16 protein-coding genes are annotated in these 26334 nt (G+C 65.9%); 6 read left to right on the forward strand and 10 right to left on the reverse strand.

Annotation, left to right across the window (positions count from 1 at the left end; genetic code table 11):
- Window positions 1-23: 23 nt before the first annotated feature.
- From gcvP to C7402_RS00785, 4 genes are all read left to right on the forward strand, one after another.
- A complete protein-coding gene (gene gcvP, locus C7402_RS00770; protein ID WP_116609342.1) occupies window positions 24-2984 on the forward strand; it encodes an aminomethyl-transferring glycine dehydrogenase in 2961 nt (986 codons plus the stop codon).
- A 165-nt stretch (window positions 2985-3149) separates the two neighbouring features.
- On the forward strand, window positions 3150-4313 hold the full coding sequence (locus C7402_RS00775) for an alginate lyase family protein (RefSeq protein WP_116609343.1): 1164 nt from the start codon (window positions 3150-3152) through the stop codon (window positions 4311-4313).
- Window positions 4314-4410: 97 nt separating this feature from the next.
- The gene (locus tag C7402_RS00780) at window positions 4411-5799 is read left to right on the forward strand and encodes an L-serine ammonia-lyase (RefSeq protein WP_112169945.1); all 1389 of its coding nucleotides are present in this window, start codon (window positions 4411-4413) and stop codon (window positions 5797-5799) included.
- A 74-nt stretch (window positions 5800-5873) separates the two neighbouring features.
- Window positions 5874-7592 carry a thiamine pyrophosphate-binding protein gene (locus C7402_RS00785; RefSeq protein WP_116609344.1) on the forward strand — a complete coding sequence of 573 codons (1719 nt, stop codon included), beginning with the start codon at window positions 5874-5876 and terminating at the stop codon, window positions 7590-7592.
- A 144-nt stretch (window positions 7593-7736) separates the two neighbouring features.
- On the opposite strand, the gene C7402_RS00790 is transcribed toward C7402_RS00785, so the two are convergent.
- Together C7402_RS00790 and putA are read right to left on the reverse strand one after the other, a co-directional pair.
- Window positions 7737-8885, reverse strand: a complete 1149-nt coding sequence (locus tag C7402_RS00790; RefSeq protein WP_112169947.1) for a branched-chain amino acid ABC transporter substrate-binding protein — start codon at window positions 8883-8885, stop codon at window positions 7737-7739.
- 93 nt (window positions 8886-8978) lie between these two features.
- Window positions 8979-12914, reverse strand: a complete 3936-nt coding sequence (putA, locus tag C7402_RS00795; RefSeq protein ID WP_116609345.1) for a trifunctional transcriptional regulator/proline dehydrogenase/L-glutamate gamma-semialdehyde dehydrogenase — start codon at window positions 12912-12914, stop codon at window positions 8979-8981.
- Window positions 12915-13212: 298 nt separating this feature from the next.
- On the opposite strand from putA, the gene C7402_RS46695 reads away from it, so the two are divergent.
- Window positions 13213-13362, forward strand: a complete 150-nt coding sequence (locus C7402_RS46695) for a hypothetical protein (protein ID WP_165841756.1) — start codon at window positions 13213-13215, stop codon at window positions 13360-13362.
- A 77-nt stretch (window positions 13363-13439) separates the two neighbouring features.
- On the opposite strand, the gene C7402_RS00800 is transcribed toward C7402_RS46695, so the two are convergent.
- Together C7402_RS00800 and hemE are read right to left on the reverse strand one after the other, a co-directional pair.
- The gene (locus tag C7402_RS00800; protein ID WP_116609346.1) at window positions 13440-15698 is read right to left on the reverse strand and encodes a primosomal protein N'; all 2259 of its coding nucleotides are present in this window, start codon (window positions 15696-15698) and stop codon (window positions 13440-13442) included.
- A 417-nt stretch (window positions 15699-16115) separates the two neighbouring features.
- Entirely contained in the window at window positions 16116-17207 is a 1092-nt protein-coding gene (gene hemE, locus C7402_RS00805; RefSeq protein WP_112170278.1) for a uroporphyrinogen decarboxylase, read from the reverse strand.
- Between the two features lie 249 nt (window positions 17208-17456).
- Between hemE and C7402_RS00810 the strand changes: the two genes are divergently transcribed.
- Window positions 17457-18248 carry a transporter substrate-binding domain-containing protein gene (locus tag C7402_RS00810; RefSeq protein WP_116609347.1) on the forward strand — a complete coding sequence of 264 codons (792 nt, stop codon included), beginning with the start codon at window positions 17457-17459 and terminating at the stop codon, window positions 18246-18248.
- 845 nt (window positions 18249-19093) lie between these two features.
- Here the strand turns inward: C7402_RS00810 and C7402_RS00820 are convergent.
- The 6 genes from C7402_RS00820 to C7402_RS00845 form a co-directional block, all read right to left on the reverse strand.
- Window positions 19094-20854 carry an AMP-binding protein gene (locus C7402_RS00820; protein ID WP_112169951.1) on the reverse strand — a complete coding sequence of 587 codons (1761 nt, stop codon included), beginning with the start codon at window positions 20852-20854 and terminating at the stop codon, window positions 19094-19096.
- A gap of 376 nt (window positions 20855-21230) precedes the next feature.
- Window positions 21231-21656, reverse strand: a complete 426-nt coding sequence (locus C7402_RS00825; protein WP_112169952.1) for a F0F1 ATP synthase subunit epsilon — start codon at window positions 21654-21656, stop codon at window positions 21231-21233.
- An 80-nt stretch (window positions 21657-21736) separates the two neighbouring features.
- Window positions 21737-23131: a F0F1 ATP synthase subunit beta gene (gene atpD, locus C7402_RS00830; protein ID WP_112169953.1), complete on the reverse strand. Its 1395-nt coding sequence runs from the start codon at window positions 23129-23131 to the stop codon at window positions 21737-21739.
- Between the two features lie 88 nt (window positions 23132-23219).
- The gene (atpG, locus tag C7402_RS00835; protein ID WP_112169954.1) at window positions 23220-24101 is read right to left on the reverse strand and encodes a F0F1 ATP synthase subunit gamma; all 882 of its coding nucleotides are present in this window, start codon (window positions 24099-24101) and stop codon (window positions 23220-23222) included.
- Window positions 24102-24185: 84 nt separating this feature from the next.
- On the reverse strand, window positions 24186-25727 hold the full coding sequence (gene atpA / locus C7402_RS00840) for a F0F1 ATP synthase subunit alpha (RefSeq protein ID WP_112169955.1): 1542 nt from the start codon (window positions 25725-25727) through the stop codon (window positions 24186-24188).
- A 67-nt stretch (window positions 25728-25794) separates the two neighbouring features.
- Window positions 25795-26334, reverse strand: coding sequence for a F0F1 ATP synthase subunit delta (locus C7402_RS00845; RefSeq protein ID WP_112169956.1), 540 nt, complete (start codon window positions 26332-26334; stop codon window positions 25795-25797).

Consider the following 26334-nt stretch of genomic DNA (forward strand, 5'->3'; position numbering starts at 1 on the left):
CGCCCGCGCCCGCAGGAACCCCTATGAAGCTCGAACACCCGGATCGTCTGATGAACTCCCCGCTCTCGCTTGCTGCGCTCGAAGCGCACGACGCTTTCGCCGCCCGCCACATCGGCCCCGACACGGCCGACCAGCAGGCGATGCTCGACGCGCTCGGCTTCGCCTCGCGCGCCGCGCTGATCGATGCGGTGATTCCGGCGAAGATCCGCCGCAACGAGACGCTGCCGCTCGGGCCGTTCTCGCAGCCGCGCTCGGAAGCCGAGGCGCTCGCCGCCCTGCGCGCGCTCGCGGACAAGAACCAGGTGTTCCGCTCGTACATCGGGCAGGGCTACTACGACACGCACACGCCGGCCGTCATCCTGCGCAACGTGCTCGAAAACCCGGCGTGGTACACCGCGTACACGCCGTACCAGCCGGAAATCTCGCAGGGCCGCCTCGAAGCCCTCTTGAACTTCCAGCAGATGATCACCGACTTGACGGGCCTCGCGATCTCGAACGCATCGCTGCTCGACGAAGCCACGGCCGCCGCCGAAGCCATGACGCTCGTGCAGCGCGTGGGCAAGTCGAAGTCGAACGTGTTCTTCGTCGCCGACGACGTGCTCGCGCAGACCCTCGAAGTGGTGAAGACGCGCGCGAAGCCGATCGGCATCGAGGTGAAGGTCGGCCCGGCCGCTGAAGCCGCTCAGGCGGGCGCCTTCGGCGTGCTGCTGCAATATCCGGGCGTCAACGGCGACGTGCGCGACTACCGCGAACTCGCCGCCGCCATCCACGCCGCAGGCGGCGCGGTGATCGCCGCCGCCGACCTGCTCGCGCTCACCGTGCTCACGCCGCCGGGCGAATGGGGCGCGGACGTGGCCGTGGGCAACTCGCAGCGCTTCGGCGTGCCGATGGGCTTCGGCGGCCCGCACGCCGCCTACCTCGCGGTCAAGGACGAATTCAAGCGCCAGATGCCGGGCCGTCTCGTCGGCGTGACCGTCGACGCGAATGGCAACTCCGCACTGCGCCTCGCGCTGCAAACGCGCGAGCAGCACATCCGTCGCGAAAAGGCCACCTCGAACGTCTGCACGGCGCAGGCGCTGCTCGCGATCATGGCGAGCATGTACGCCGTCTACCACGGCCCGCAAGGCCTGAAGCGCATCGCGCAGCGCGTGAACCGGGTCGCCGCGATCCTCGCCGCGGGCGCGAAGCAACTGGGCTACACGCTGGTGAACGACGCCTTCTTCGACACGCTCACGTTCGAAGCCGGCCCGCGCACGCAGGCGCTGCACGACGCGGCGCTCGCGCGCGGCATGAACTTGCGCCACGTGAGCGAAACGCGAGTTGGCGTGTCCGTCGATGAAACCACCACGCGCGCCGATCTGGCCGATCTGCTCGCCGTGTTCGCGCAAGCCGCGTTCGCGGGCGAAACGCCTTCGCTCGACAAGCTCGACGCCGAACTCACCGCCAGCGCCACCGTGTCGTTCCCGGCTGCGCTCGCGCGCGAAAGCGCGTACCTCACGCACCCGGTGTTCAACCGTCATCATTCGGAAACGGAAATGCTGCGCTACCTGCGCAGCCTCTCCGACAAGGACCTCGCGCTCGACCGCTCGATGATCCCGCTCGGCTCGTGCACGATGAAGCTCAACGCGACGTCGGAAATGCTGCCGGTCACGTGGCCCGAATTCGGCCGCATCCACCCGTTCGCGCCCGCCGAACAAACGGTCGGCTATCGCGAGATGGTCGATCAGCTCGAACAGATGCTCGTCGCCGCAACCGGCTACGCCGCCGTGTCGCTGCAACCGAACGCGGGCTCGCAGGGCGAGTACGCGGGCCTGCTGATCATCCAGGCGTACCACGCCTCGCGTGGCGAAGCGCATCGCAACGTCTGCCTGATTCCCGCTTCCGCGCACGGCACGAACCCCGCTTCGGCGCAGATGGCCGGCATGCAGGTGGTCGTGGTGGCGTGCGACGCGCAAGGCAACGTCGATCTCGACGACCTCAAGGCCAAGGCCGAACAGCACGCGGCCAGGCTCGCGGCGATCATGATCACCTACCCGTCCACGCACGGCGTGTTCGAGGCGAACGTGCGCGAAGTCTGCGAGATCGTGCACGCGGCGGGCGGCCAGGTGTATGTGGACGGCGCGAACATGAACGCCATGGTCGGCCTCGCCGCGCCGGGCCAGTTCGGCGGCGACGTCTCGCACCTGAACCTGCACAAGACCTTCTGCATTCCGCACGGCGGCGGCGGCCCCGGCGTGGGTCCGGTCGCGGTGGGCGCGCACCTCGCGCAGTTCCTGCCGAACCAGCTTTCGTCGGGCTACAAGCGCTCGACCGACAAGGGTCACGGCATCGGCGCGGTGAGCGCTGCGCCTTACGGCTCGGCCTCGATCCTGCCGATCTCGTGGATGTACATCGCCATGATGGGCGCGGACAACCTCACGGCCGCGACCGAGAACGCGATCCTCAACGCGAACTACGTGGCGAAGAAGCTCGCGCCGCACTTCCCGGTGCTCTACAGCGGCCCGGGCGGGCTGGTGGCGCACGAGTGCATTCTCGACCTGCGCCCCATCAAGGACGCGAGCGGCATCACCGTGGACGACGTGGCCAAGCGCCTGATGGACTACGGCTTCCATGCGCCGACCATGAGCTTCCCGGTGCCGGGCACGCTGATGGTCGAGCCGACCGAGTCGGAGTCGAAGGAGGAACTGGACCGCTTCATCGACGCGATGGTGGCAATCCGTGACGAAATCCGCGCTGTGGAAGAAGGCCGCGCGGACAAGGAAGACAACCCGCTGCGCCACGCGCCGCACACGGCCGCCGTGGTGGTCGCCGACGACTGGAAGCACGCCTACTCGCGCGAGCAGGCTGCGTACCCGGTCGCGTCGCTCGTCGCGCGCAAGTACTGGCCGCCGGTCGGCCGCGCCGACAACGCTTACGGCGACCGCAACCTGTTCTGCTCGTGCGTGCCGATGGCCGACTACGCCGATCAGACCGCCGGCGAGTAAGTCACCGCAAGCCAACGCGAGCCCCCGCCAGGCCGCTGCGTCACCTCCGGTTGACGCAGCGGCGGTCATTCCGCTCACATTTGCCGCCGCAAACCGCTAACATCACACACCTGTCAGCCTTGAATCAGGGAGTCGCGCATGGCGCGGAAGGTGCGAATGGTTCCAATGTGGGACTCACGGCGGGGCTTGCCGCAAGCCGCAACGCGCAATTCGGTCCGGCAGGCGCCTGGCGCATTGCAGCAAAGCGGTCCGCCGCGCCTTGCCGCCGCGTTGGCGCTCGCCTGCGCCGCCTTCACAGGCGCCTTCGCCGGCACGGCCCAGGCGGCCATGAATTTTTGCGCGGCTCCCGCGCTGCAATCGAGCGAACGCACCAACGCCGACCCCGGCGTGAAGGCGCTCGTGGCCGAAGTGGTGGCGCACGTCAACGATGTGCCGCGACCGCTCGCGAAGCTGCATACCGAGGGCACGCTGCCGCACGAAGGCATCTACGACGAGAGCGTCGAGGCCGCGAAGGAACTCGACCTCATGCGCAACGCCGCGCTCGCGTGGCGCGCGACGAGCGACGAGCGCTTTCTGCGGCTCGTGGACCGCTTTCTGCTCGCCTGGGTCACCACGTACAAGCCCAGCTTCAACCCCATCGACGAAACGCGCTTCGAGGGGCTGATCCTCGCCTACGACTTGACCGCGAGCGCGCTGCCCGTGAAAACGCGCAACGCGACCATGCAGTTCCTGAACAGCTTCGCGAATGGCTATATCGGGCAGATCGACGCGCAGCCGCGCCCGCTCAAGGGCACTTTCGCGAACAACTGGCAGAGCCATCGGGTCAAACTGATAGCGATGATCGCGTTCACGCTCGACAACCGGAAGATGATCGCGACGGCGCAGCGGCTCTTCCTCGAGCATATCGGCGACAACATCGCGCCCGACGGCTCGACGCTCGATTTCAGCGAGCGCGATGCGTTGCACTACGTCACCTACGATCTCCAGCCGCTCGTGACCGCCGCGCTCGCCGCGCGCCGTCACAACCGCAACTGGCTGCCCGAGCGCGCGGCCAATGGCGCGTCGCTCGCCGCCGCGCTCGACTGGCTCACGCCGTACGCGCTCGGCCAGAAAACGCACGAGGAATTCGTGCATTCGAACGTGCCGTTCGACGCGAAGCGGCGCGAAGCGGGCCTGCCCGGCTATTCCGGCCAGTGGGACCCGAAGAACGCCGCCGAGCTGTTTCACCTGGCGGCGCGACTCGACGGCCGTTTTGCGCCGGTCGCGCTGAAACTCGCGCCCACGCCGCCCGCGTGGCTCGCCGTTTGCCTGCCGTTGCCGGCGCGCTGAAAAGCGCGCGAGGGTTGCGGCGGCGGCACGGGAAAAACGATGTCGCATTAACGCAGCACCCCCACAAACCAACGTCAGACAAGCAGGAGCAGTACCCATGGCAGTGAGCGTTTTCGACCTCTTCAAAATCGGCATCGGGCCCTCCAGTTCGCACACGGTCGGGCCGATGCGCGCGGCGCTGATGTTCGCCGAAGGACTCGAGCGCGACGGCCTGCTCGCCAGCACGGCCGCCGTGAAAGTCGAGCTGTACGGCTCGCTCGGCGCGACCGGCAAGGGCCACGGCACCGACCGCGGCGTCATGCTCGGCCTGATGGGCGACGCGCCCGACACCGTCGATCCCGACACCATCAACGCTCGCCTCGAAGCCGTGCGCAAGGCGCGCCAGCTCGCGCTGCTCGGCCGTCATCCGATCACGTTCGTGCCGAAGGAGCACGTGGCGTTCTATCGCCAGGCGCTGCCCGAGCACCCGAACGGCATGAAGCTGCGCGCGCTCGACGCGGCCGGCGAGACGCTGCGCGAAAGCACCTATCTGTCGGTGGGCGGCGGCTTCGTCGTCACGGCGGGCGCGCCGAATACGAAAGTGCTCGCCGCCGCGCAGCAACTGCCCAATCCGTTTAGCACGGGGGCGCAGATGCTCGCGCTGTGCGCAGCGTCGGGCAAGAGCATCGCGCAGCTCATGCTGGAGAACGAGCGCGTCTGGCACAGCGACGATCAGATTCGCTCAGGTCTCCTGCGCATCTGGGACGTGATGCAATCGTGCGTCTCGCGCGGCTGCGGCATCAACAATCCCGACGCCGAAGGCACGCTGCCCGGCCCCTTCGCCGTGAAGCGCCGCGCGCCGCAACTCTATCGCGCGCTCACCGGCCACCCCGAGCGCGCGCTGCAAGACCCGCTCTCGATGATCGACTGGATCAACCTCTACGCGATCGCCGTGAACGAGGAGAACGCCGCGGGCGGCCGTGTGGTGACCGCGCCGACCAACGGCGCCGCGGGCATCATTCCCGCCGTGCTGCACTATTACGTGCGCTTCACGCCCGGCGCGAACGAACAGGGTGTGATCGACTTCCTGCTGACCGCCGCCGCCATCGGCATTCTCTACAAGCTCAACGCCTCGATTTCGGGCGCGGAAGTGGGCTGCCAGGGCGAAGTGGGCGTGGCCTGCTCGATGGCCGCGGGCGCGCTCGCCGCCGTGCTCGGTGGCACGCCGCTGCAAGTGGAAAACGCCGCCGAAATCGGCATGGAACACAACCTCGGCCTCACCTGCGACCCCGTGGGCGGCATGGTGCAGATTCCCTGCATCGAGCGCAACGCCATGGCGTCGGTGAAGGCCGTGAACGCCGCGCGCATGGCGCTGCGCGGCGACGGCGCGCATTATGTCTCGCTCGACTCCGTCATCAAGACGATGCGCGAGACCGGCGCCGACATGAAGACGAAGTACAAGGAGACCTCGCGCGGCGGCCTCGCGGTGAATATCGTCGAGTGCTGATCGTTTGACACGCTGTCGCCTTGCCCGAAGTATCTGCACGTCATCACGTAACGATTGAAGGAGACTTGACCGCCATGCAGCAGCCGAACGATTCCGCCACCACCGAAGCCACCACCACCGGGGCTCGCCTCGTCGTCGATGCGCTCGTCGCCAACGGCGTGGAGCGCGTGTTCTGCGTTCCCGGCGAGAGCTATCTCGCGGTGCTCGATTCGTTGTCCGACGAAACCTCGAAGATCGAAACCGTGGTGTGCCGTCACGAGGCGGCGGCCGCGAACATGGCGGAAGCGATCGGCAAGCTCACGGGCAAGCCGGGCGTGGCGCTCGTCACGCGCGGACCGGGCGCCACGCACGCCTCGATTGGCGTGCACACGGCGTTCCAGGACTCCACGCCGATGATCCTCCTGATCGGCCAGGTCGCGCGCGAGCAGATGGACCGCGAGGCGTTCCAGGAGATCGACTATCGCCGCATGTTCGGGCAGATGGCGAAGTGGGTCGCGCAGATCGACGACGCGCGTCGCGTGCCCGAATATCTGAGCCACGCGTTTCACGTCGCGATGTCGGGACGGCCCGGCCCGGTCGTGCTCGCGCTGCCCGAGGACATGCTGAGCGGCGCGATTGCGGCCGCCGAAGCGCAGCCCATCGCGCCGCCCGCGCAACGCGTGCAGGCCTCGCCTTCCGCCGCGCAGATGGAGCGCGTGCGCGAGTTGCTCGCGGGTGCGAAGAAGCCCTTTGTGATTGCGGGCGGTCATGGCTGGAACACGCAGGCATGCGCCGACTTCCAGCGCTTTGTCGAGAACTGGCAGTTGCCGGTGGGCCTCGCGTTCCGCTTCCAGGACACGCTCAACAACGAGCACCCGAACTACGCGGGCGACGTGGGCCTCGGCATCAACCCGGCGCTCGCCAAACGCATTCGCGAAGCCGATGTGCTGCTCGCGCTGGGGCCGCGTCTGGGCGAATCGACGACGGGCGGTTACACGCTCTTCGACATTCCCAAGACGAAGCAGACGCTCATTCACGTGCACCAGGGCGCCGAGGAACTCGGGCGCGTCTACGCGGCCGATCTGCCAATCGTTTCGGGTCTAGCCGAAATCGCGGCGCTGCTCGCAGAACTGCCCGCACCCGAGCAACCCGCGTGGGCGGGCAGCGCCGCCGAAGCGCACGAAGCCTGGCACGCATGGCGCAAGCCGCTGCCGATGCCCGGCGACGTGCAACTGGGCGAGGTGATGCAGCAACTGCGCGCACGCCTGCCCGACGACGCGATCGTCACGAACGGCGCAGGGAACTACGCCACCTGGCTGCATCGGCATTTCGCGTATCGCCACTTCCGCTCGCAACTCGCGCCGACGAGCGGCGCGATGGGCTACGGCGTACCCGCCGCGATCGCCGCGAAGTCGCTTTATCCTTCACGCACCGTGGTCGCGCTCGCGGGCGACGGCTGCTTCATGATGGCGTCGTCCGAACTCGCGACGGCCATGCAGTACGGCCTGAACGTCGTGTTCATCGTCGTGAACAACGCGCATTACGGCACGATCCGCATGCACCAGGAGCGCCACTATCCGAACCGGGTGCACGGCACGCAGCTCACGAACCCCGACTTCGCGGCGTTTGCGCAGTCGTTTGGCGCGCACGGTGAAGTCGTCACGGCGACCGCGCAATTCGCGCCCGCGCTGGAGCGCGCGCTCACGGCCGGAAAGCCGGCGCTGATCGAGATCCGCGTGCCGAAGGAAGCGAGCACGCCCGCCGCGACCCTCGAACAGATTCGCGAAGCGGGCAAGAAAATGCGCGCGCAGTGAGAGAAGAATGAGCGAAGAATGACTGAAAAGGAATCCTGAATAAGCTCACCTTTCGGTCCGGACAGGCAGTCTGAGCGCATAAACAAAAGCCCCGCAAGCCTCATGAGCTTGCGGGGCTTTTGACTTCAGCCGAACGTCGGGGGCTTACTTGCCGCCCACGCTTTGCAGCGTCGTCCACTTGCCGTCGACCACCTTGTACAGCGTGATGCCGCCGTTCTTCAGGTCGCCGCGCGAGTCGTACGCGAGTTCCGACGTCGTGACAGCCGGCATGCTGGTCTTCGCGAGGAACGGCAGGTACTTCGCCGGGTCCGTCGAGTTCGCCGCCTTCATGGCCTTGAACATCGCCATTGCGCCGTCATAGGCGTACGGCGAATAGGTCTGCACGTCTTCGCCGAAGCGCTTCTTGTACTTCTCGACGTAGTCCTTGCCACCCGGCATCTGGTCGAGCGGCAGGCCCGCGAGCGACGCCACCGTGCCGTTCGCCGCGTCACCCGCGATCTTCAGGAACGTCGGCGTGTGGACCATTTCGCCGCCCATCAGCGGCGCCTTGATGCCCAGCGACTTCATCTGCTTGACCATCGGCGCGGCCTGCGAATCGGCGCCGCCGAAGTAGACCAGGTCGGGGTTCATCGCCTTCGCCTTCGTCAGGACCGACTTGAAGTCGACGGCCTTGTCGTTGGTGTACTCGCGGTCGATGATGTTGCCGCCGGCAGCCTTCGCGGCCTTCGAGAACTCGTCGGCGAGACCCTGGCCGTAGGCCGTGCGGTCGTCGATCACGACGATCTTCTTCATGCCCAGGTTCTTCACCGCGAACGTGCCCGCGACCGAACCTTGCTGCGTGTCCGAGGTCATCATGCGGAACGTCGTCTTGAAGCCTTGCTGCGTGTATTCAGGCGCCGTCGCCATGGCGATCTGCGGGATGCCCGCGTTCGCGTAGATGCGCGAAGCCGGGATCGTCGTGCCCGAGTTGAAGTGACCGAGCATGCCCTTGATGCCGTCGTCGACGAGCTTCTGCGCGACCGTCGTGCCCGTGCGCGGGTCGGCCTGATCGTCAGCTGCGTCGAGCACGAAGTGCACCGGCTTGCCACCGATCACGGGCTTCGTTGCGTTCATGTCTTCAACGGCGAGCGTGATGCCGTTCTGGAAGTCCTTGCCGTAGTGCGCCTGCGCGCCCGTCATCGGACCGGCGAAACCGATCTTCACGTCATCGGCTTGTTGTGCGTGCGCAGTCCCCGCCAGCGACACGGCCGCAACAAGCGTCGCGCCTGCCAGCTGCTTCATGGTGTGTTGCATTGCTTCTCCTTGGTACCAGGTATCAAACGAGCGGCTTTAGGCGAGAGCCTTGCCGCTTCCTTGTCTTGAGACGACCGACAGTATGGCTTGTGCTTAACCGATCGTCATCAAATTCGCATTACCGCCCGCTGCTGCCGTATTCACGCTGACCGAACGTTCTGCAAGCAGGCGTTCGAGTGCGTAATCTTCATCGCCGTTGGCCAGCGCGTGCGCCGCCACGCCCTGCACCGAGACAATCGGGCCCGGACGTTTTGCCACTTCCTTCACGAGCGCGAGCAGCTCGTCGCTGTCGCCTTCGAAGAGCACCGCATCGAAGTCGGCGTCGGCCGTCTTCTTGATCGCCACGTGCGCTTTGAGCGACGCGGGCAACGCATTCACCAGCGCTTCGCCAGCCGCGCCCTGGAACAGCGCGCGGTTGCCCGTCGCCAGCGCAACGGCGAGTTGCGCGCGCGCACCCGTTGCCGTCGAAGGCACGCACAGCACCGTGCCGCGCGCCGACAGCGTGTACGTATTGCGCTCGCCCGTCGGGCCCGGCAGCACCGCCGTGGCGCCCGCGAGCACGTATTCGAGGTAGCCGTCGCAGCGCGCCGCGAGTGCGGGCTCGCGCTCGGCGATGAGCCAGTCGCGCAGCGTCGTGAGCGCGGCATGAGCCGACTGCGGCGCCGTCTCGCCTTGCGGCGCGTCCACGATCAGCGCATCGGCGAGCGACTTCGGCAAGCCGGCCGGGCGCTTGGCGAGCAGACGTGCGAGATACAGCGCGCCACCCGCCTTCGGACCCGTGCCCGACAGGCCTTCGCCGCCGAACGGCTGCACGCCCACCACTGCGCCGATCACGTTGCGGTTCACGTAGATGTTGCCCACGTGCGCGCGGCCGATCACATGCGCGATCGTTTCGTCGATACGCGTGTGGATGCCGAGCGTGAGGCCGTAACCCGTGGCGCGGATCTGCTCGAGCAGCTTGTCGAGCTGGCTGCGGCGATAGCGCACCACGTGCAGCACCGGGCCGAACACTTCGCGCTTGAGTTCGTCGAGGCTGTCTAGCTCGATCAGCGTCGGTGGCACGAACGTGCCTTGCGCGCAGGTGTCGGGCGTGGGCATCTGCTGGACCGTGCGGCCCTTTTCGCGCATGCCTGCCACGTGCGTATCGATGCCGCGCTTCGCGTCGACGTCGATCACGGGGCCCACGTCGGTCGAAAGGCGGTCGGGGTTGCCCACCGCGAGTTCCTTCATCGCGCCCGTGAGCATTTCGAGCGTGCGGTCCGCCACGTCGTCTTGCAGGCACAGCACGCGCAGCGCGGAGCAACGCTGACCGGCCGAGTCGAACGCACTTTGCAGCACGTCCGCGACCACCTGCTCTGCGAGCGCCGACGAATCGACGATCATCGCGTTCTGGCCGCCAGTTTCGGCGATCAGCGGAATCGGGCGGCCATCGGAGTCGAGGCGCTCGGACAGCGTCTTGTTGATGAGGCGCGCGACTTCGGTCGAGCCCGTGAACATCACGGCGCGCGTGCGTGCGTCGGCAACCAGCGCCGCGCCCACGGTTTCGCCGTCGCCCGGCAGCAGTTGCACCGCGCCAGCCGGCACGCCGGCTTCGCGCAGGATGCGCACGGCTTGCGCGGCGATCAGCGGCGTTTGTTCAGCGGGCTTCGCGAGCACCGTGTTGCCGGCCGCGAGCGCGGCGGCCACCTGACCCATGAAGATCGCGAGCGGGAAGTTCCACGGGCTGATACACACCACGGGGCCGAGCGGGCGATGCGTGTCGTTCGAGAACTCTTCGCGGATCTGCGTGGAGTAGTAGCGCAGGAAGTCGATTGCTTCGCGAATTTCGGCCACAGCGTTCGGCAGCGACTTGCCCGCTTCGCGCACGATCAGGCCCATGAGCGTGTGCATCTGCGCTTCGAGCAGGTCGGCGGCGCGCGCGAGGCAATCGGCGCGCGCTTCGACGGGCGTAGCCTGCCAGATCGGCGCGGCGGCCACGGCGTGCGAGAGCGCGGCGCTCACGTGCTCGCTCGTTGCTTCCACAACGGTCCCGACCAGATCGCGATGATCGGCCGGATTGCGCACGTCGCGCGCAGTGCCTTCCGCGAAATCGATATCGGCAAGCATCGGCGCGGCGCGCCACGGATGATGCGCGCTCGCCAGCAGCGCCGACGAAAGCGACGCGAGACGATGCTCGTTCGAGAGATCGAGGCCCATCGAGTTGAAGCGCTCGCTACCGAACAGCTCGCGCGGCAGCGGAATCTTCGTGTGCGGCGCGCCCAGCGGCACGACCTTCGCGGCTTCGTCGATGGGGTTCGAGACCAGTTCGGCGACCGGCACGGTTTCGTCGGCGATGCGGTTCACGAACGAGGTATTCGCGCCGTTTTCGAGCAGGCGGCGCACGAGATACGCGAGCAGCGTTTCGTGCGTGCCGACCGGCGCGTACACGCGGCACGGGCGGTTCAGCTTGCCTTGCGAGAGCGGACCCGTGACTTCTTCGTACAGCGGCTCGCCCATGCCGTGCAGGCACTGGAATTCGTACTGGCCGGGATAGTAGTTCTGACCCGCGAGGTGATAGATCGCCGAGAGCGTGTACGCGTTGTGCGTGGCGAACTGCGGATACACCGCATCCGGCGCGCCGAGCAGCTTCTTCGCGCAGGCGAGGTACGACACGTCCGTGTAGATCTTGCGCGTGTACACCGGGTAGCCTTCGAGGCCATCCACCTGCGCGCGCTTGATTTCCGTGTCCCAGTACGCGCCCTTGACGAGGCGCACCATGATGCGGTGACGGCTGCGGCGCGCGAGATCGACGATGTAGTCGATCACGAACGGGCAGCGCTTCTGGTAAGCCTGCACCACGAAGCCAATGCCGTTCCAGCCCGCGAGTTCCTGGTCGAAGCACAGCGCTTCGAGCAGGTCGAGCGAAAGCTCGAGCCGGTCGGCTTCTTCGGCGTCGATATTGAGGCCGATGTCATAGCGGCGCGCGAGGACGGCGAGTGCGCGCACGCGCGGCAGCAGTTCGTTCATCGTGCGTTCCTGCTGCGCGCGCGAGTAGCGCGGATGCAGCGCGGAGAGCTTGATCGAGATGCCCGGACCTTCGTAGATGCCACGGCCGCCCGCGGCCTTGCCGATGGCGTGGATCGCCTGCTCGTACGATGCGTAGTAGCGCTGAGCATCGGCTTCCGTCGTCGCGGCTTCGCCGAGCATGTCGTATGAGTAGCGGAAGCCGCGTGCTTCGAACTTGCGGCTGTTGGCGAGCGCTTCGGAGATGTTCTCGCCCGTCACGAACTGCTCGCCCATCAGGCGCATGGCCATGTCCACGCCCTTGCGGATCAGCGGCTCGCCGCCCTTGCCGATCATGCGCGTGAGCGCCGACGAGAGGCCGGTTTCGCTGTTCGTCGTGACGAGCTTGCCGGTGATCATGAGGCCCCAGGTCGCGGCGTTCACGAACAGCGACGGCGCGTGGCCCACGTGCGACTTCCAGTCGCCCTTGCTGATCTTGTCGCGAATGAGCGCGTCGCGGGTGGCGCGGTCGGGAATGCGCAGCAGCGCTTCGGCGAGGCACATCAGCGCCACGCCTTCCTGGCTGGAAAGCGAGAACTCGTGGATCAGGCCTTCCACGCCGCCGCCCGAGCGCTTGGCGCGCAGCGTTTCGACGAGCTTCGTGGCGAGCTTCGTGACGTCGCCCGTGAGGTTGGCCGGCAGGCGCGCTTCGCCGATCAGGAACGGCACGCACTCAGGCTCGGGGCGGCGGTAGGCGGCCGTGATGGCCGCGCGCAGCACCGACTGCGGTTGCACGTTCTGGGCGAATTCGAGGAACGGGTGCGATGCCGCTTCGTCGTCGTCGCCGGTAGCACCCTCGGCGAGATCGGTCGCACCCACGTGGCCGTTGAGTTCCGGGGGCAGCTGGCCGTGCTCGATTTTCTCGAGGTAGGCGAAGATCGCCTGCTTGATGAGCCAGTGCGGCGTGCGCTCGAGGCGTGTGGCGGCGTCCTTGAGACGGGAGCGCAGGAGATCGTCGACTTTGACGCCAAGTGTGGTGCTAGCCATGTTTCCTTCGTATGCCGGCTGACCCGCACCGGCGGTGACTAAAAAGTTGGCGAATCGTAACCCCACCAATAAAAAGGTGCAACCACTCTCTTGAAATGGTTGCACCACACTGAAAGCCTTGCGTGACGGGCGTTGCGGCGGACGGCCGCCGGCCGGGGCGCGAAGGTTGCGCTCGGTATTTTCCCTGGCTCTACAACACGCAGGACAACCCTAATCGATTCCGCGGCCGTGCCGTTATACAAACACAACGGGGGTTGTAGATCACAAGAAAGAGCAGCAAGAGCGAAGGGACCGGAAAATGGAAAAGATGCTGGTGATTGCAGGAATCTGGACGATGTGCGCCCTGTGCGCCGTGTTCTTCATGCGCGGCGCGACGGCGCCCGACGAGCGCCGCATGACCTTGAAGCGAGCGGCGCGAGCTCAGGTGGCCGACACCGCCGGCCAGTAAGCGGGAAGCGCAGGACGGGAAGACGGGGAAACTGCGCCGGGCTACGGCCCGGCGCGGTTTGATCGATCGCGGCCCGGCTAGATGTCGAGCGGATCGACCTCGAGATTCCAGCGCAGCACGCCGCGCAACGCGCGCAAGGCGGGCTGCCACGCGCGCAGCGTTGCCTGTAGCGCGGCTCGCGACTGGCTCTCCACGAGCAGTTGCGCGCGATGCACGTTCATCACCTTCACGATGGTGAGCGGCACCGCATCGTAGGCCATGACGCGCCCGGCGGCCGGGAGCGCCGTGAGCGCAGCCGCCGCCTGGGCGAGAAACGCCAGCGCGGCTTCCAGCGTGCGCCCTTCGGCGCGCAGCAACGCCTGATAGACGAACGGCGGCAGGTGCGCGTCGCGCCGCTCCGCGAGCGTCGTATTCGCAAATCCCACGTAGTCCTGGCGCGCCAGCGCGTGATAGAGCGGGTGGCGCGGATAGCGCGTCTGCACGAGCACCTCGCCGGGCAGCCCGGCCCGGCCCGCACGCCCGCTCACCTGCATCAGTTGCGCGAAAAGCCGCTCGCTGGCCCGAAAATCATGCGAAAAGAGCGCATTGTCGGCGTTCAGCACGCCAACCAGCGACACGCGCTGGAAGTCGTGCCCCTTCGCGATCATCTGCGTGCCCACCAGGATGTCGACGTCGCCCGCGTGCACGTCGGAGAAAAGCGCCTGCGCGCTGCCCTTGCGGCGCGTGCTGTCGGCGTCGATGCGCAGCACCCGCGCGCCCGGCACCGCGCTCGCGAGCGCCTCCTCGATGCGCTGCGTGCCGCGCCCCATCGGCGCGATATCGACGTTGCCGCACTCGGGGCACGAGTGCGGGATGCGCGACTCCCAGCCGCAGTGATGGCAGCGCAGCGCCCGCTCGGGCTTGTGCAGCACGACGTAGGCGCTACAGCGCGGACAGCCCGCCACCCAGCCGCAGGCGTCGCACGCGAGCGTGGGCGCGTAGCCGCGCCGGTTCAGGAACACGAGGCTCTGCTCGCCGCGCTCGAGGCGCGCCTTCATCGCCGCGACCAGCGGCCCCGAGAGCCCTTCGAACGACGCGCGGCCGCGCCGCCGCTCCTCTTCCAGATCGATGAGCTTGACCGTTGGCAGCACCGCCTCGGCAATCGCGCGGCGCGAAAGCGTGAGGCGCGTATAGCGGCCCTGCTCGGCCTGCCACCAGCTTTCGAGCGAAGGCGTGGCGGAACCCAGCACCACCGGCACGCCGAGCTGCTTCGCGCGCCACACGGCGAGATCGCGCGCCGAGTAGCGCAGCCCTTCCTGCTGCTTGTAGGCGGGATCGTGCTCCTCGTCCACCACGAGCATCGCGAGACGCGGCAGCGAAGCGAGCACGGCGAGCCGCGTGCCGAGCACGATGCGCGCGCGGCCCGTGTGCGCCGCGAGCCAGTTGCGGGCGCGCTCGCCTTCGGCAAGGCCGCTGTGGAGCGTGACGATGGCCTCGTCGGCGAGCGTGGCCGCGAAGCGCGTGCGAAACGCCGCCTCGAACTGCGGCGTGAGATTGATTTCGGGGACGAGCACGAGCGCCTGCGCATCCGGCTCGCGTTCGAGCAAGGCCGCGAGCGCGCGCAGATACACCTCGGTCTTGCCGCTGCCCGTCACGCCGTGCAGCAGGAACGGCGCGAAACCGCCCGCCGCGCCGATGGCCTCCACGGCCTCGGCCTGCTCGTCGCTCAGGCGCGGCACGGCGACTGCGGCGCCGGAACCAGAGGCGCCGTTCGAGGCGCTCCCTGCCGCGCCGAACTCGATGCTTTCGTGCTCCACCCAGCCCTCGTCGCGCCAGGCGTCCAGTGTCGCAATGGCCTTCGGGTGCAACGCGCGCGCCTCGGCCGCGTCGAGTTCGCCCGATTCGGCCAGCGCCTGCGCGAGGCGGCGCAGCGCCTGGGCGCGCACCGGCAAGGCATCGGGTAGCGCGGCGCGGCCCGCCGGCAGCAGGCGGTAGCGCTCCTCGGGCGCGAGCAGGCGCGCCCAGCGCGAGGGATCGCGCAACGCCTGCGGCAGCGCGGGCAGCGCAACTTCGCCGAGGCCCCGCTGGTAGTAGTCGGCGGCGAAACCGGCCAGCGCGAGCCATTGCAGGGAAAGCGGCGGGCAGGCGGCGCACACGGCAAGCACGTCGCGCAGCTTGTTGGCCGGCACGTCGCTGTGAGCGTTCACTTCGCAAATCAGGCCAACCACGTCGCGCCGCCCGAACGGCACGCGCACGAGCATGCCGGGCTCGGGCACACACGCGTCCAGCGAGTAGCGATAGTCGTAGAGCGCGTCCAGCGGATGATCCAGCGCCACGCGCACGTACGTTTCCGTCATGCCGCGCCCCCAGGGAAGTTCCGTAGAACGGCGCGCCGACACCCAAACCTCAAGTAAAACTTGAGATTCCACGCTAAGTTTTGGATTCCGCAGAACAATCGCGCCCCCGATCCTGCGCCTGTGGATAACTTTGTTGAGAACTCGCCGGGCGCCGCCACGGGGCGCCCGCGCCCGGCCGTTATGTGGGATACCGCACAGAGCGCCGTGGAGCGCCGAAACCCTTGTCTGTCAAGGGTCTGATTGATTCTGCTCAGACTCGCATGGCGATCTGCGGCAATCTTTCCCTCTTGCGCGCCGCAACGAGACAAGTGTGAATAAGTCAAGTCTTGACAGGACCGGATTGGCGTCTGGATGGCCTCTTGAGCCCGGTCATACCCTGGTAGCCGGAGCCCAGCTCGCTGCAACGCAACAAAAGCGTCACACTGTCGCAGCGCGAATCGTCCGGCTGTGACGATGCACTTCGTCCACGAGTTCGGCCACGTTTTCGGGCGGCGTGAACTGCGAAATGCCGTGGCCGAGATTGAACACGTGACCCGGATGCGCGCCGAAACTGTCCAGAACCGCGCGCGCCTGCTCACGGATTGCGGCCGGCGACGCGAACAGCACCGTGGGGTCCAGATTGCCCTGCAAGGCCACGCGATCGCCCACGCGCTCGCGTGCGCGGCCGAGGTTGACGGTCCAGTCGAGGCCCACCGCGTCCACGCCCGTATTGGCGATTTCGTCGAGCCACAGGCCACCGCCCTTCGTGAACGTGATGACCGGCACGCGCTCGCCGTCGTGCTCGCGCTTGAGCTGCGCCACGACCTGCGCGATGTAGGCAAGCGAGAAGCGCTGGTAGGCGCCGTCCGCGAGCGCGCCGCCCCACGTGTCGAAGATCATCACGGCCTGCGCGCCCGCTTCGATCTGCGCGTTCAGGTAGGCGGCCACGGCCTGCGCGTTGACTTCGAGAATGCGCTGCATGAGGTCGGGGCGCGCGTACAGCATCGACTTCACGGTGCGGAAGTCGTCCGAGCCGCCGCCTTCGACCATATAGCAGGCGAGCGTCCACGGGCTGCCCGAGAAGCCGATCAGCGGCACGCTCTGGCGTCCCTCGGCGTTGGTGAGCGCGCGGCGGATCTCGCGCACCGCGTCGGTCACATAGCCCAGCGTCGCGCCAATGTCAGGCACGGCGAGGCGCGCCACGTCGTCTTCGGTGCGCACGGGATGCGCGAACTTCGGCCCTTCGCCCGCCTGGAACGAGAGACCGAGGCCCATCGCGTCGGGAATCGTCAGGATGTCGGAGAACAGGATCGCGGCGTCGAGCGGATAGCGTTCGAGCGGTTGCAGCGTGACTTCGGTCGCGTAGTCGGGATTCTTGGCGAGACCGAGGAAGCTGCCCGCGCGGCTGCGCGTGGCGTTGTACTCCGGCAGATAGCGGCCCGCCTGGCGCATCAGCCAGATCGGCGTGTAGTCGGTCGGCTGACGCAGCAGCGCGCGCAGGAAGGTGTCGTTCAGGAGATTGTGTGCCACGTGCGGGATGCGCAAAGTCGCGCCTGGGTTCGGAAGCAAACAAGCATTTTACCGGAGCGGCCGCCGCGCCATGCCGCTGATGGGCGAGATTGGAAAGCGCCATGACGTCGCAACCCGCGCGCTGCCTACCCAGGTAAGTCCGCGCTTAACTGCCGCGCATACGCGGGCTATCATCAAGCGCCTTTCCGAAACATGACTTCAACAGAACCAGATCCTGCCGCGCATGCGGTATGGGACACAGGAGACACGATGAAAAAAGCCGCCCTCGCCCTGACCGCCGCGCTGCTGAGCGCCGGCGCGCTCGCCCAGTCCGCCGGCGCACCCGCCGCGGCCGCCGCGCCTTCGCGCCTCGACGAAATCATCGCGCGCGGCACGCTGCGCGCGTGCACGACCGGCGACTACAAGCCCTACTCGTTCTACAAGCAGGACGGCACGTTCGAAGGCATCGATATCGACATGACGGAGTCGCTCGCGAAGTCGCTCGGCGTGAAGGCCGAGTTCGTGAAGACCTCGTGGTCGAATCTCTTGAACGACTTCCTCGCGAAGTGCGATGTGGCGGTGGGCGGCGTGTCGACCACGCTCGATCGCCAGAAGCGCGCGTTCTTCACCGAGGCCTATCAGGTCGACGGCAAGACGCCGATCGTTCGCTGCGACGACGTGAACAAGTATCAGACCGTTGCGCAGATCGACCAGCCCACGGTGCGCGTGATCGTGAACCCCGGCGGCACGAACGAGCGCTTCGCGAAGCAGTTCTTTCCGCATGCGAATCTCATCACGTATCCCGACAACGTGACGATCTTCAAGCAGATCCTCGCGGGCAAGGCCGACGTGATGGTGACCGACGCTTCCGAGACCATGCTTCAGCAAAAGCTGAACCCCGGCTTGTGCTCGGTGCATCCGGACAAGCCATTCCAGTACGGCGAGAAAGCGTGGATGGTGCCGCGCGGCGACGTGGTGTTCCAGCAGTACGTCGACCAGTGGTTGCATCTTGCGCGCGCGAGCGGCGAATATCAGGCAATCTCCGACAAGTGGCTGAAGTGAGTGAGCGGTTCACGTGCGCATAACGCACACGTGAGCCGTTGAACGGACGCGGCGATATCGCGTGCCTCGTGCCGCGCTTCTCACTTCCCGCTTCTCGCCTGGCGTTTCGACCCTTGGAATTGCTACGGTGAGTTGCAAAGCGTATCCGCAATACGAGGCGCGCAATCCTTGCATTTCGCGCACACACCCGGCTGCCACGCATTGCGCATGCGTGCGCCCCATCAAGCCCATGCGCGCGATGCCACGGGCCCAATGCCCGCGCAGCGGGCCTTTCGTCATGCAATACGAATCCTGGTTCGCGACGACGCATTCAAGCTGTCTGACGCCGCGTGAAAGCCGCGGTAAAAATGACTTCCGCAAAACGCTCAGGATGGCAAAAAGTCCCGCGAAGCCTTATCCCACGGGCGTTACAACCTGAAACACTTTGTTACCGCGAAGCTACTCTAATTCGCCCACAATGCCTTCAACGGTTTCAACACGGATGTGGCTTGGTGCCAGTGTGAGCGGACACAAAACACCAGCCGGTCGGCCCTGTGCCGAAGCCCTCTCGAGGGGCATCCTTGCTGGAGCCGTGACCGGCGTCTACGACGTTTCATGACCCGGCTCCTCCTTTGGTCTCCTCGCGCTAACCCCGTAGCGTGTGGTTTTTAGCGGGCTCCAGGCCCGCTTTTTTTTCGTCCTCATTTTCCGCAGCGCCTGGCCGTTCTTCGCCGGTCATCGCACTGCGCACACTCCCTCCGCCGCCAGACGATTGTTCGGGTTCCCGAGCATTTTTTACGCGCCCGGTTTCACGCGCCTGGAAAAGCCGCGGCGGCGTGTTGCATCGTCCGCCGCGGCCGTCTCCGTCAAGCTGTCTTTTGCTCGCTGATCTTGAGTTCGTCGATCATGCGCGCGCGCATCACGAACTTCTGCACCTTGCCCGTCACCGTCATCGGCAGCTCGTCGACGAAGCGGATGTACTTCGGAATCTTGTAGTGCGCAATCTGCCCCTGGCAGAACGCCTGAATGTCCTCCGCCGTGGCCACTTCGCCCGGACGCAGCACGATCCACGCGCACACTTCCTCGCCGTACTTCGCATCGGGCACGCCGAACACCTGCGCCGACTGCACCTTCGGGTGGCGGAACAGAAACTCCTCGATCTCGCGCGGATAGATGTTCTCGCCGCCGCGAATGAGCATGTCCTTCAGGCGGCCGACGATGTTGCAGTAGCCTTCGGCGTCGATCGTGGCGAGGTCGCCCGTGTGCATCCAGCCATCGACGACCGATTCGGCCGTCTTCGCCTCGTCGCCCCAGTAGCCCTGCATCACCGAATAGCCCTTCGTGCACAGTTCGCCCGTCTCGCCCACCGGCACGATGTTGCCGAGCGCATCGACGATCTTCACTTCCAGATGCGGCTGGATGCGGCCAACGGTGGTCGTGCGCTTGTCGAGCGGGTCGGTGGTCGAGCTCTGGAACGACACCGGGCTCGTCTCCGTCATGCCGTAGGCGATCGTGATTTCGCCGAGATGCATCTTCGACACCACGCGCTTCATCGTCTCGATCGGACACGGCGAGCCGGCCATGATGCCCGTGCGCAGCTTCGAAAGATCGAAGCGCGCGAACTCGGGATGATCGAGCTCCGCGATGAACATCGTGGGCACGCCGTGCAGCGCCGTGCAGCCCTCTTCCGAAACGGCTTCGAGCGTTGCGCGCGGATCGAACGCCTCGCCGGGGAACACCATGTTCGCGCCCACCGACACGCAGGCGAGCACCGCGAGCACCATGCCGAAGCAGTGATAAAGCGGCACCGGAATGCACAGCGAATCCTGCTCGGTGAGGCGCATCGCCTGGGCGATGAAGCGCCCGTTGTTGAGCACGTTGCGGTGCGTGAGCGTCGCGCCCTTCGGGTTGCCGGTCGTGCCGCTCGTGAACTGGATGTTGATGGCGTCGTCGGGCGAGAGCGTCGCGTTGATCGCGTCGAGCCAGGCTGTGCCGTCGCGGGCAATGCGCTCGCGGCCCATCTCCACGAGTTCGCTAAAGCAGAGCATGCCGGGCGTGGCCGTGTCGCACATGCGCACGACCGCGCGCAGCTCGGGCAGCCGCGCCGCCTGCAACCGGCCGGGCTGGGCGCTCGCCAGCTCGGGCGCGAGCGTTTGCAGCATCTCCAGGTACTTCGACGTCTTGAAGCTCTCGGCGGAGACGATCGCCTTGCAACTGACCTTGTTCAACGCGTATTCGAGCTCGGAGAGCCGATACGCGGGGTTGATGTTGACGAGCACCGCGCCCATGCGTGCGGTGGCGAACTGGGTGAGCAGCCATTCGACACGATTGGGTGACCAGATGCCCACCCGGTCGCCCTTGACGATACCGATCTCGGCAAAGCCGGCGGCGAGCACGTCCACTTCGGCGGCGAACTCGCGCCAGTTCCAGCGGATGCCCTGCTCGCGAAACACCACGGCCGGGCGCTCCGGAAACCGGCTCGCGGTGTCGAGCAGGAACGTGCCGATGGTCGCGTCGCTGAGCGGCACCTCGGTCGTGCCCCGCACGTAGGAAAGCCCGTCTTTCGGCGCGATGAGCGCCTCATGTACACCGGGCGCGGCGCTCGCACCTGCTGCGTCGATTGCCATGATTGCCGTCTCCTGGGGAGCTTCACTCCCGCGTTTGAAATGAATTTGAAAACGATTGTGCCACCGGCCTGACCGGCGACGGCATCAAGTCTTACCCGCAGCACATGCCCCGGGTTCGGGTCCGTCGCCTCCTCCTGCGCCGGTCACGAAGGCATGATTTGGCATTACCTTTCCGTAAACGTCAAGTATGTCAGAGCGTTTTGGTCGACCTCCGTCGCTCACGCCATTTATGCCGTTTTTTTCATCACCATGCCATCCGGCGCGGCGTACGTTTTCGGCCGCCTGCGTGTGTTTTCCGGCCCCCAAATGCAAAAAGGCTCCCCACATGGGGAGCCTTTTCGCTTCGGACGCCGCGCCACGAGGGCACGCGCCGGAATCAGTGCTGATTCATCTTGCGCAGGCGCTGGATCGCCGCGAGTTGCGCGACCGCGTAGGCCAGTTCGGCCTGGGCGGTGGCGTACTCGAGGTTCGAGCCAGAGTTCTGCAACGCCTCTTCGGCGCGCTTGCGCGCTTCCGTGGCCTTCGCTTCGTCGAGATCCTTGCCGCGGATCGCGGTGTCGGCGAGCACCGTGACGGCGCCCGGCTGCACTTCGAGAATGCCGCCTGCGACGAACACGAATTCCTCGTTGCCGTCTTCCGCCACGATACGCACGGCACCCGGACGAATCCGCGTGATGAGCGGCGTGTGGCCCGGCAGAATGCCCAGCTCGCCCGCCTCGCCCGGAAGCGCGACGAACTTCGCCTGGCCGTCGAAGATGCTCTCTTCGGCGCTCACGACGTCTACCTTGATGGTTGCTGCCATATGTGTCGACTCCTGGGGTTAATCGGTTGCGGCGGCGAATAAGTAACGTGTTACTTATTCGCCCGTTGGCAACTCAACCCTTACTGGATCTTCTTGGCCTTTTCGAAGGCTTCGTCGATCGTGCCGACCATGTAGAACGCCTGCTCCGGCAGGTGATCGCATTCGCCGCCAACGATCATCTTGAAGCCGCGGATGGTTTCCTTCAGCGGCACGTACTTGCCCGGCGAGCCCGTGAAGACTTCCGCAACGTGGAACGGCTGCGAGAGGAAACGCTGGATCTTGCGTGCGCGGGCGACCGACAGCTTGTCTTCCGGCGACAGTTCGTCCATGCCCAGAATCGCGATAATGTCGCGCAGTTCCTTGTAGCGCTGGAGCGTCTGCTGCACGCCGCGCGTGATCGAGTAGTGCTCTTCGCCGATCACGTTCGGGTCGATCTGGCGCGAGGTCGAGTCGAGCGGATCGACTGCCGGGTAGATACCCAGCGAAGCGATGTCACGCGACAGCACGACGGTTGCGTCCAGGTGGCCGAAGGTCGTAGCCGGCGACGGGTCGGTCAAGTCGTCCGCAGGGACGTACACGGCCTGAACCGAGGTAATCGAGCCCTTCTTGGTCGACGTGATGCGCTCTTGCAGCTTGCCCATCTCTTCTGCCAGCGTCGGCTGATAGCCCACTGCCGACGGCATACGGCCGAGCAGTGCCGACACTTCCGTGCCAGCCAGCGTGAAACGGTAGATGTTGTCGACGAAGAACAGCACGTCGAGGCCTTCGTCACGGAAGTGCTCGGCCATCGTGAGACCCGTCAGCGCGACGCGCAGACGGTTGCCCGGCGGCTCGTTCATCTGGCCGTACACCAGCGCGACCTTGTCCAGAACGTTCGAGTCCTTCATTTCGTGGTAGAAGTCGTTGCCCTCACGGGTACGCTCGCCCACGCCCGCGAACACGGAGAAACCACCGTGTTCCTTCGCGATGTTGTTGATGAGCTCCATCATGTTGACGGTCTTGCCCACGCCAGCACCACCGAACAGGCCAACCTTACCGCCCTTTGCGAACGGGCAGATCAGGTCGATAACCTTGATGCCGGTTTCGAGCAGTTCCGCCGACGGCGACAGGTCTTCGAACGCCGGAGCCTTCTGGTGGATCGAGCGCGTCGTTTCGCTCACGATCGGACCGGCTTCGTCGATCGGACGGCCGAGCACGTCCATGATGCGGCCGAGGGTCGGCTTGCCGACCGGCACGCTGATGGGCTTGCCCGTGTTCTTCACGACGGTGCCGCGACGCAGGCCGTCCGATGCACCCAGACAGATGGTGCGGACAACGCCGTCGCCCAGCTGCTGCTGGACTTCGAGGGTCAGTTCCGAGCCATCGAGAATCAGCGCGTCGTAGATCTTCGGCATGTGCTCACGCGGGAATTCCACGTCGATCACCGCGCCGATGCACTGTACGATCTTGCCTTCTACCAAAGCAGTTGTACTCATCGATTTTCCTTTAGATACCTGAATTCTTCACTCGCTCACCGGTTCAACACCGGCGCGGTTTCGCAATCGGTTCGCGCCTGTCGCTCGATCAAACGGCTGCTGCGCCGCCGACGATTTCCGAAAGTTCCTTCGTAATCGCGGCCTGGCGACTCTTGTTGTAAGAGAGTTGCAGTTCGTTGATGACCGTCTTCGCGTTGTCCGACGCCGCCTTCATCGCGACCATCCGGGCCGACTGCTCCGAAGCCATGTTTTCCGCCACGGCCTGATAGACCAGGGCTTCGACATAGCGGACCAGCAGTTCGTCCACGACGGTTTGCGCATCCGGCTCGTAGATGTAGTCCCACGCCGACTTCGGCGTCGTGCCGTCGTCATTCGCTTCGAGACGCTCGGCCGACAGCGGCAGCAGTTGCTCGATCACCGGCTCCTGCTTCATCGTGTTGACGAAGCGCGTGTACGCGAGGTACACAGCCGAGAGCTTGCCTTCCGAGTACTGGTCGAGCTGCACCTTGATCGCGCCGATCAGCTTTTCGAGGTGCGGCGTGTCGCCGAGTTGCACGACGTTCGAGACGACCTTTGCGCGCAGACGATTCAGGAAACCGAGGCCCTTGCTGCCGATCGCCGTTGCTTCGACCGACTTGCCGGATGCTTCCAGATCCTTCAACTTCTGTAGCGTTGCGCGCAGCACATTGGTGTTCATCCCGCCGCACAGACCCTTATCGGTCGTGACGAGAATCACGCCGGCGACCTTCGCATCGTTGTTTTCCACCATGAACGGGTGGCGATACTCGGGGTTCGCACGGCTCATGTGCGCAGCGATGTCGCGGACCTTGTCGGCATACGGGCGGGCGGCGCGCATGCGCTCCTGGGCACGGCGCATTTTCGACGCCGCGACCATTTCCATCGCCTTGGTGATCTTGCGCGTGTTTTGCACGCTCTTGATCTTGCCGCGAATTTCCTTCATTCCAGCCATTGCTTGCTCCTTTGTCGACCCGAGTCTGCGCCTGAGCGCTTACCCGGGTCCCAGTCCGTTTATCGTGAGGGATTCCCGGACGGATCAGTATGCGCCGGACTTCTTGAAGTCCTTGAGAGCCGCGTGGAGCGCGTTCTCGTCGTCCTTCGACAGGTCCTTCTTGTCCTCGATGCGCGCGACGAGGTCAGCGTGCTTCGACTTCAGGTATTCGCGCAGGCCCTTTTCGAACGGCAGGACGTCCTTGACATCGATGTCGTCGAGGTAGCCGTTGTTCGCCGAGAACAGCGCCACAGCCAGTTCCCACACTTGCAGCGGCTGGTACTGCGGCTGCTTGAGCAGTTCCGTCACGCGGCGGCCGCGCTCGAGCTGCTTGCGGGTCGCTTCGTCGAGGTCCGATGCGAACTGGGCGAACGCCGCCAGTTCACGGTACTGCGCGAGGTCGGTACGGATACCGCCCGACAGCTTCTTCACGACCTTCGTTTGAGCCGCACCGCCAACGCGCGACACCGAAACGCCGGCGTTGATTGCCGGGCGGATGCCTGCGTTGAAGAGGTCGGTTTCCAGGAAGATCTGGCCGTCGGTAATCGAGATCACGTTCGTCGGAACGAATGCGGTCACGTCGCCGGCTTGCGTTTCGATGATCGGCAGTGCCGTCAGCGAACCCGTCTTGCCCTTGACTTCACCGTTCGTGAACTTCTCGACGTAGTCGGCCGACACGCGCGCGGCGCGCTCGAGCAGACGCGAGTGGAGATAGAACACGTCGCCGGGGTAAGCTTCGCGGCCCGGCGGGCGGCGCAGCAGCAGCGAGATCTGACGATATGCCCAGGCTTGCTTGGTCAAGTCGTCATAAATGATCAGGGCGTCTTGACCGCGGTCGCGGAAGTATTCGCCCATCGAGCAGCCCGAGTACGGCGCGAGGTATTGCAGCGCGGCCGATTCCGAAGCCGAAGCGGCCACGACGATCGTGTATTCGATCGCGCCCGTTTCTTCGAGCTTGCGCAGCACGTTCTGGATCGACGAAGCCTTCTGACCGATGGCGACGTAGATACAGATGAGGTCCTTGCCCTTCTGGTTGATGATCGTGTCGACGGCCACCGCGGTCTTGCCGCACTGACGGTCGCCGATGATCAGCTCACGCTGGCCACGGCCGATCGGCACCATCGCGTCGATCGACTTCAGACCCGTTTGCACCGGCTGCGACACGCCTTCACGCCAGATCACGCCCGGAGCGATCTTTTCGATCGCGTCGGTCAGCTTGGCGTTGATCGGGCCCTTGCCGTCGATCGGGTTGCCGAGCGGGTCGACCACGCGGCCGACCAGTTCCGGACCCACCGGCACTTCGAGAATGCGGCCCGTCGTCTTGACGATGTCGCCTTCCGAGATGTGCTCGTACTCACCCAGAATCACCGCGCCGACCGAGTCGCGCTCGAGGTTCAGCGCGAGGCCGAAGGTGTTGCCCGGGAATTCGAGCATTTCGCCCTGCATCACGTCCGACAGGCCGTGGATACGCACGATGCCGTCGGTCACGGAGATCACGGTGCCCTGGTTGCGAACGTCGGCGCTCGCTTCAAGGCCCTGGATCCGGCTCTTGATCAGCTCGCTGATCTCAGAGGGATTGAGTTGCATTATTCGCTCCTGATGTTCAATTCTGTTGCGTGCCAGCCGCCGCGCCCGATCCCTGGGATCGAGGCGCTCAAGCGGTCAGAGCCGCCTGCATGCTGGCGAGCCGCGCGCGGACCGAGGTATCGAGCACTTCGTCGCCGACCGTGACGCGCACGCCGCCGATGAGCGACTTGTCGATCTCGACGGCCGGCTTCAGCTTGCATTTGAACTTGCGTTCGAGGCTGGCCACGAGGTCGTTCAACTGCGCGCCTTCGAGCGGGAATGCGCTGACGATCACTGCGTCGGCCGCGCCTGCCTTGGCGTTCTTGAGCGCCTCGAACTGTGCGTGGATTTCCGGCAGCAGCGCGAGGCGATGGTTCTCGATCAGCATCTGCACGAGGTTCTTCACCTCGGCCGATTCCTTGACCGGCGACTTCACCGCCGCGAGCAGCAGCTCGACGACCTGGGCATGGCTCACTTTCGGGCTCGTCGCGACCGACTGCACCTCGGGCAAGGCCGCAACCTGTGCCAGCTCCGAAACGAGCGTGGACCAGGCAGCGGTGTCACCAGCTTCGGCCACGCCAAACAGTGCTTCTGCGTACGGGCGGGCGATGGTTGCAAGTTCGGCCAT

The organism is Paraburkholderia unamae (assembly GCF_003096875.1).
Classification (GTDB): Bacteria; Pseudomonadota; Gammaproteobacteria; order Burkholderiales; family Burkholderiaceae; genus Paraburkholderia; species Paraburkholderia unamae.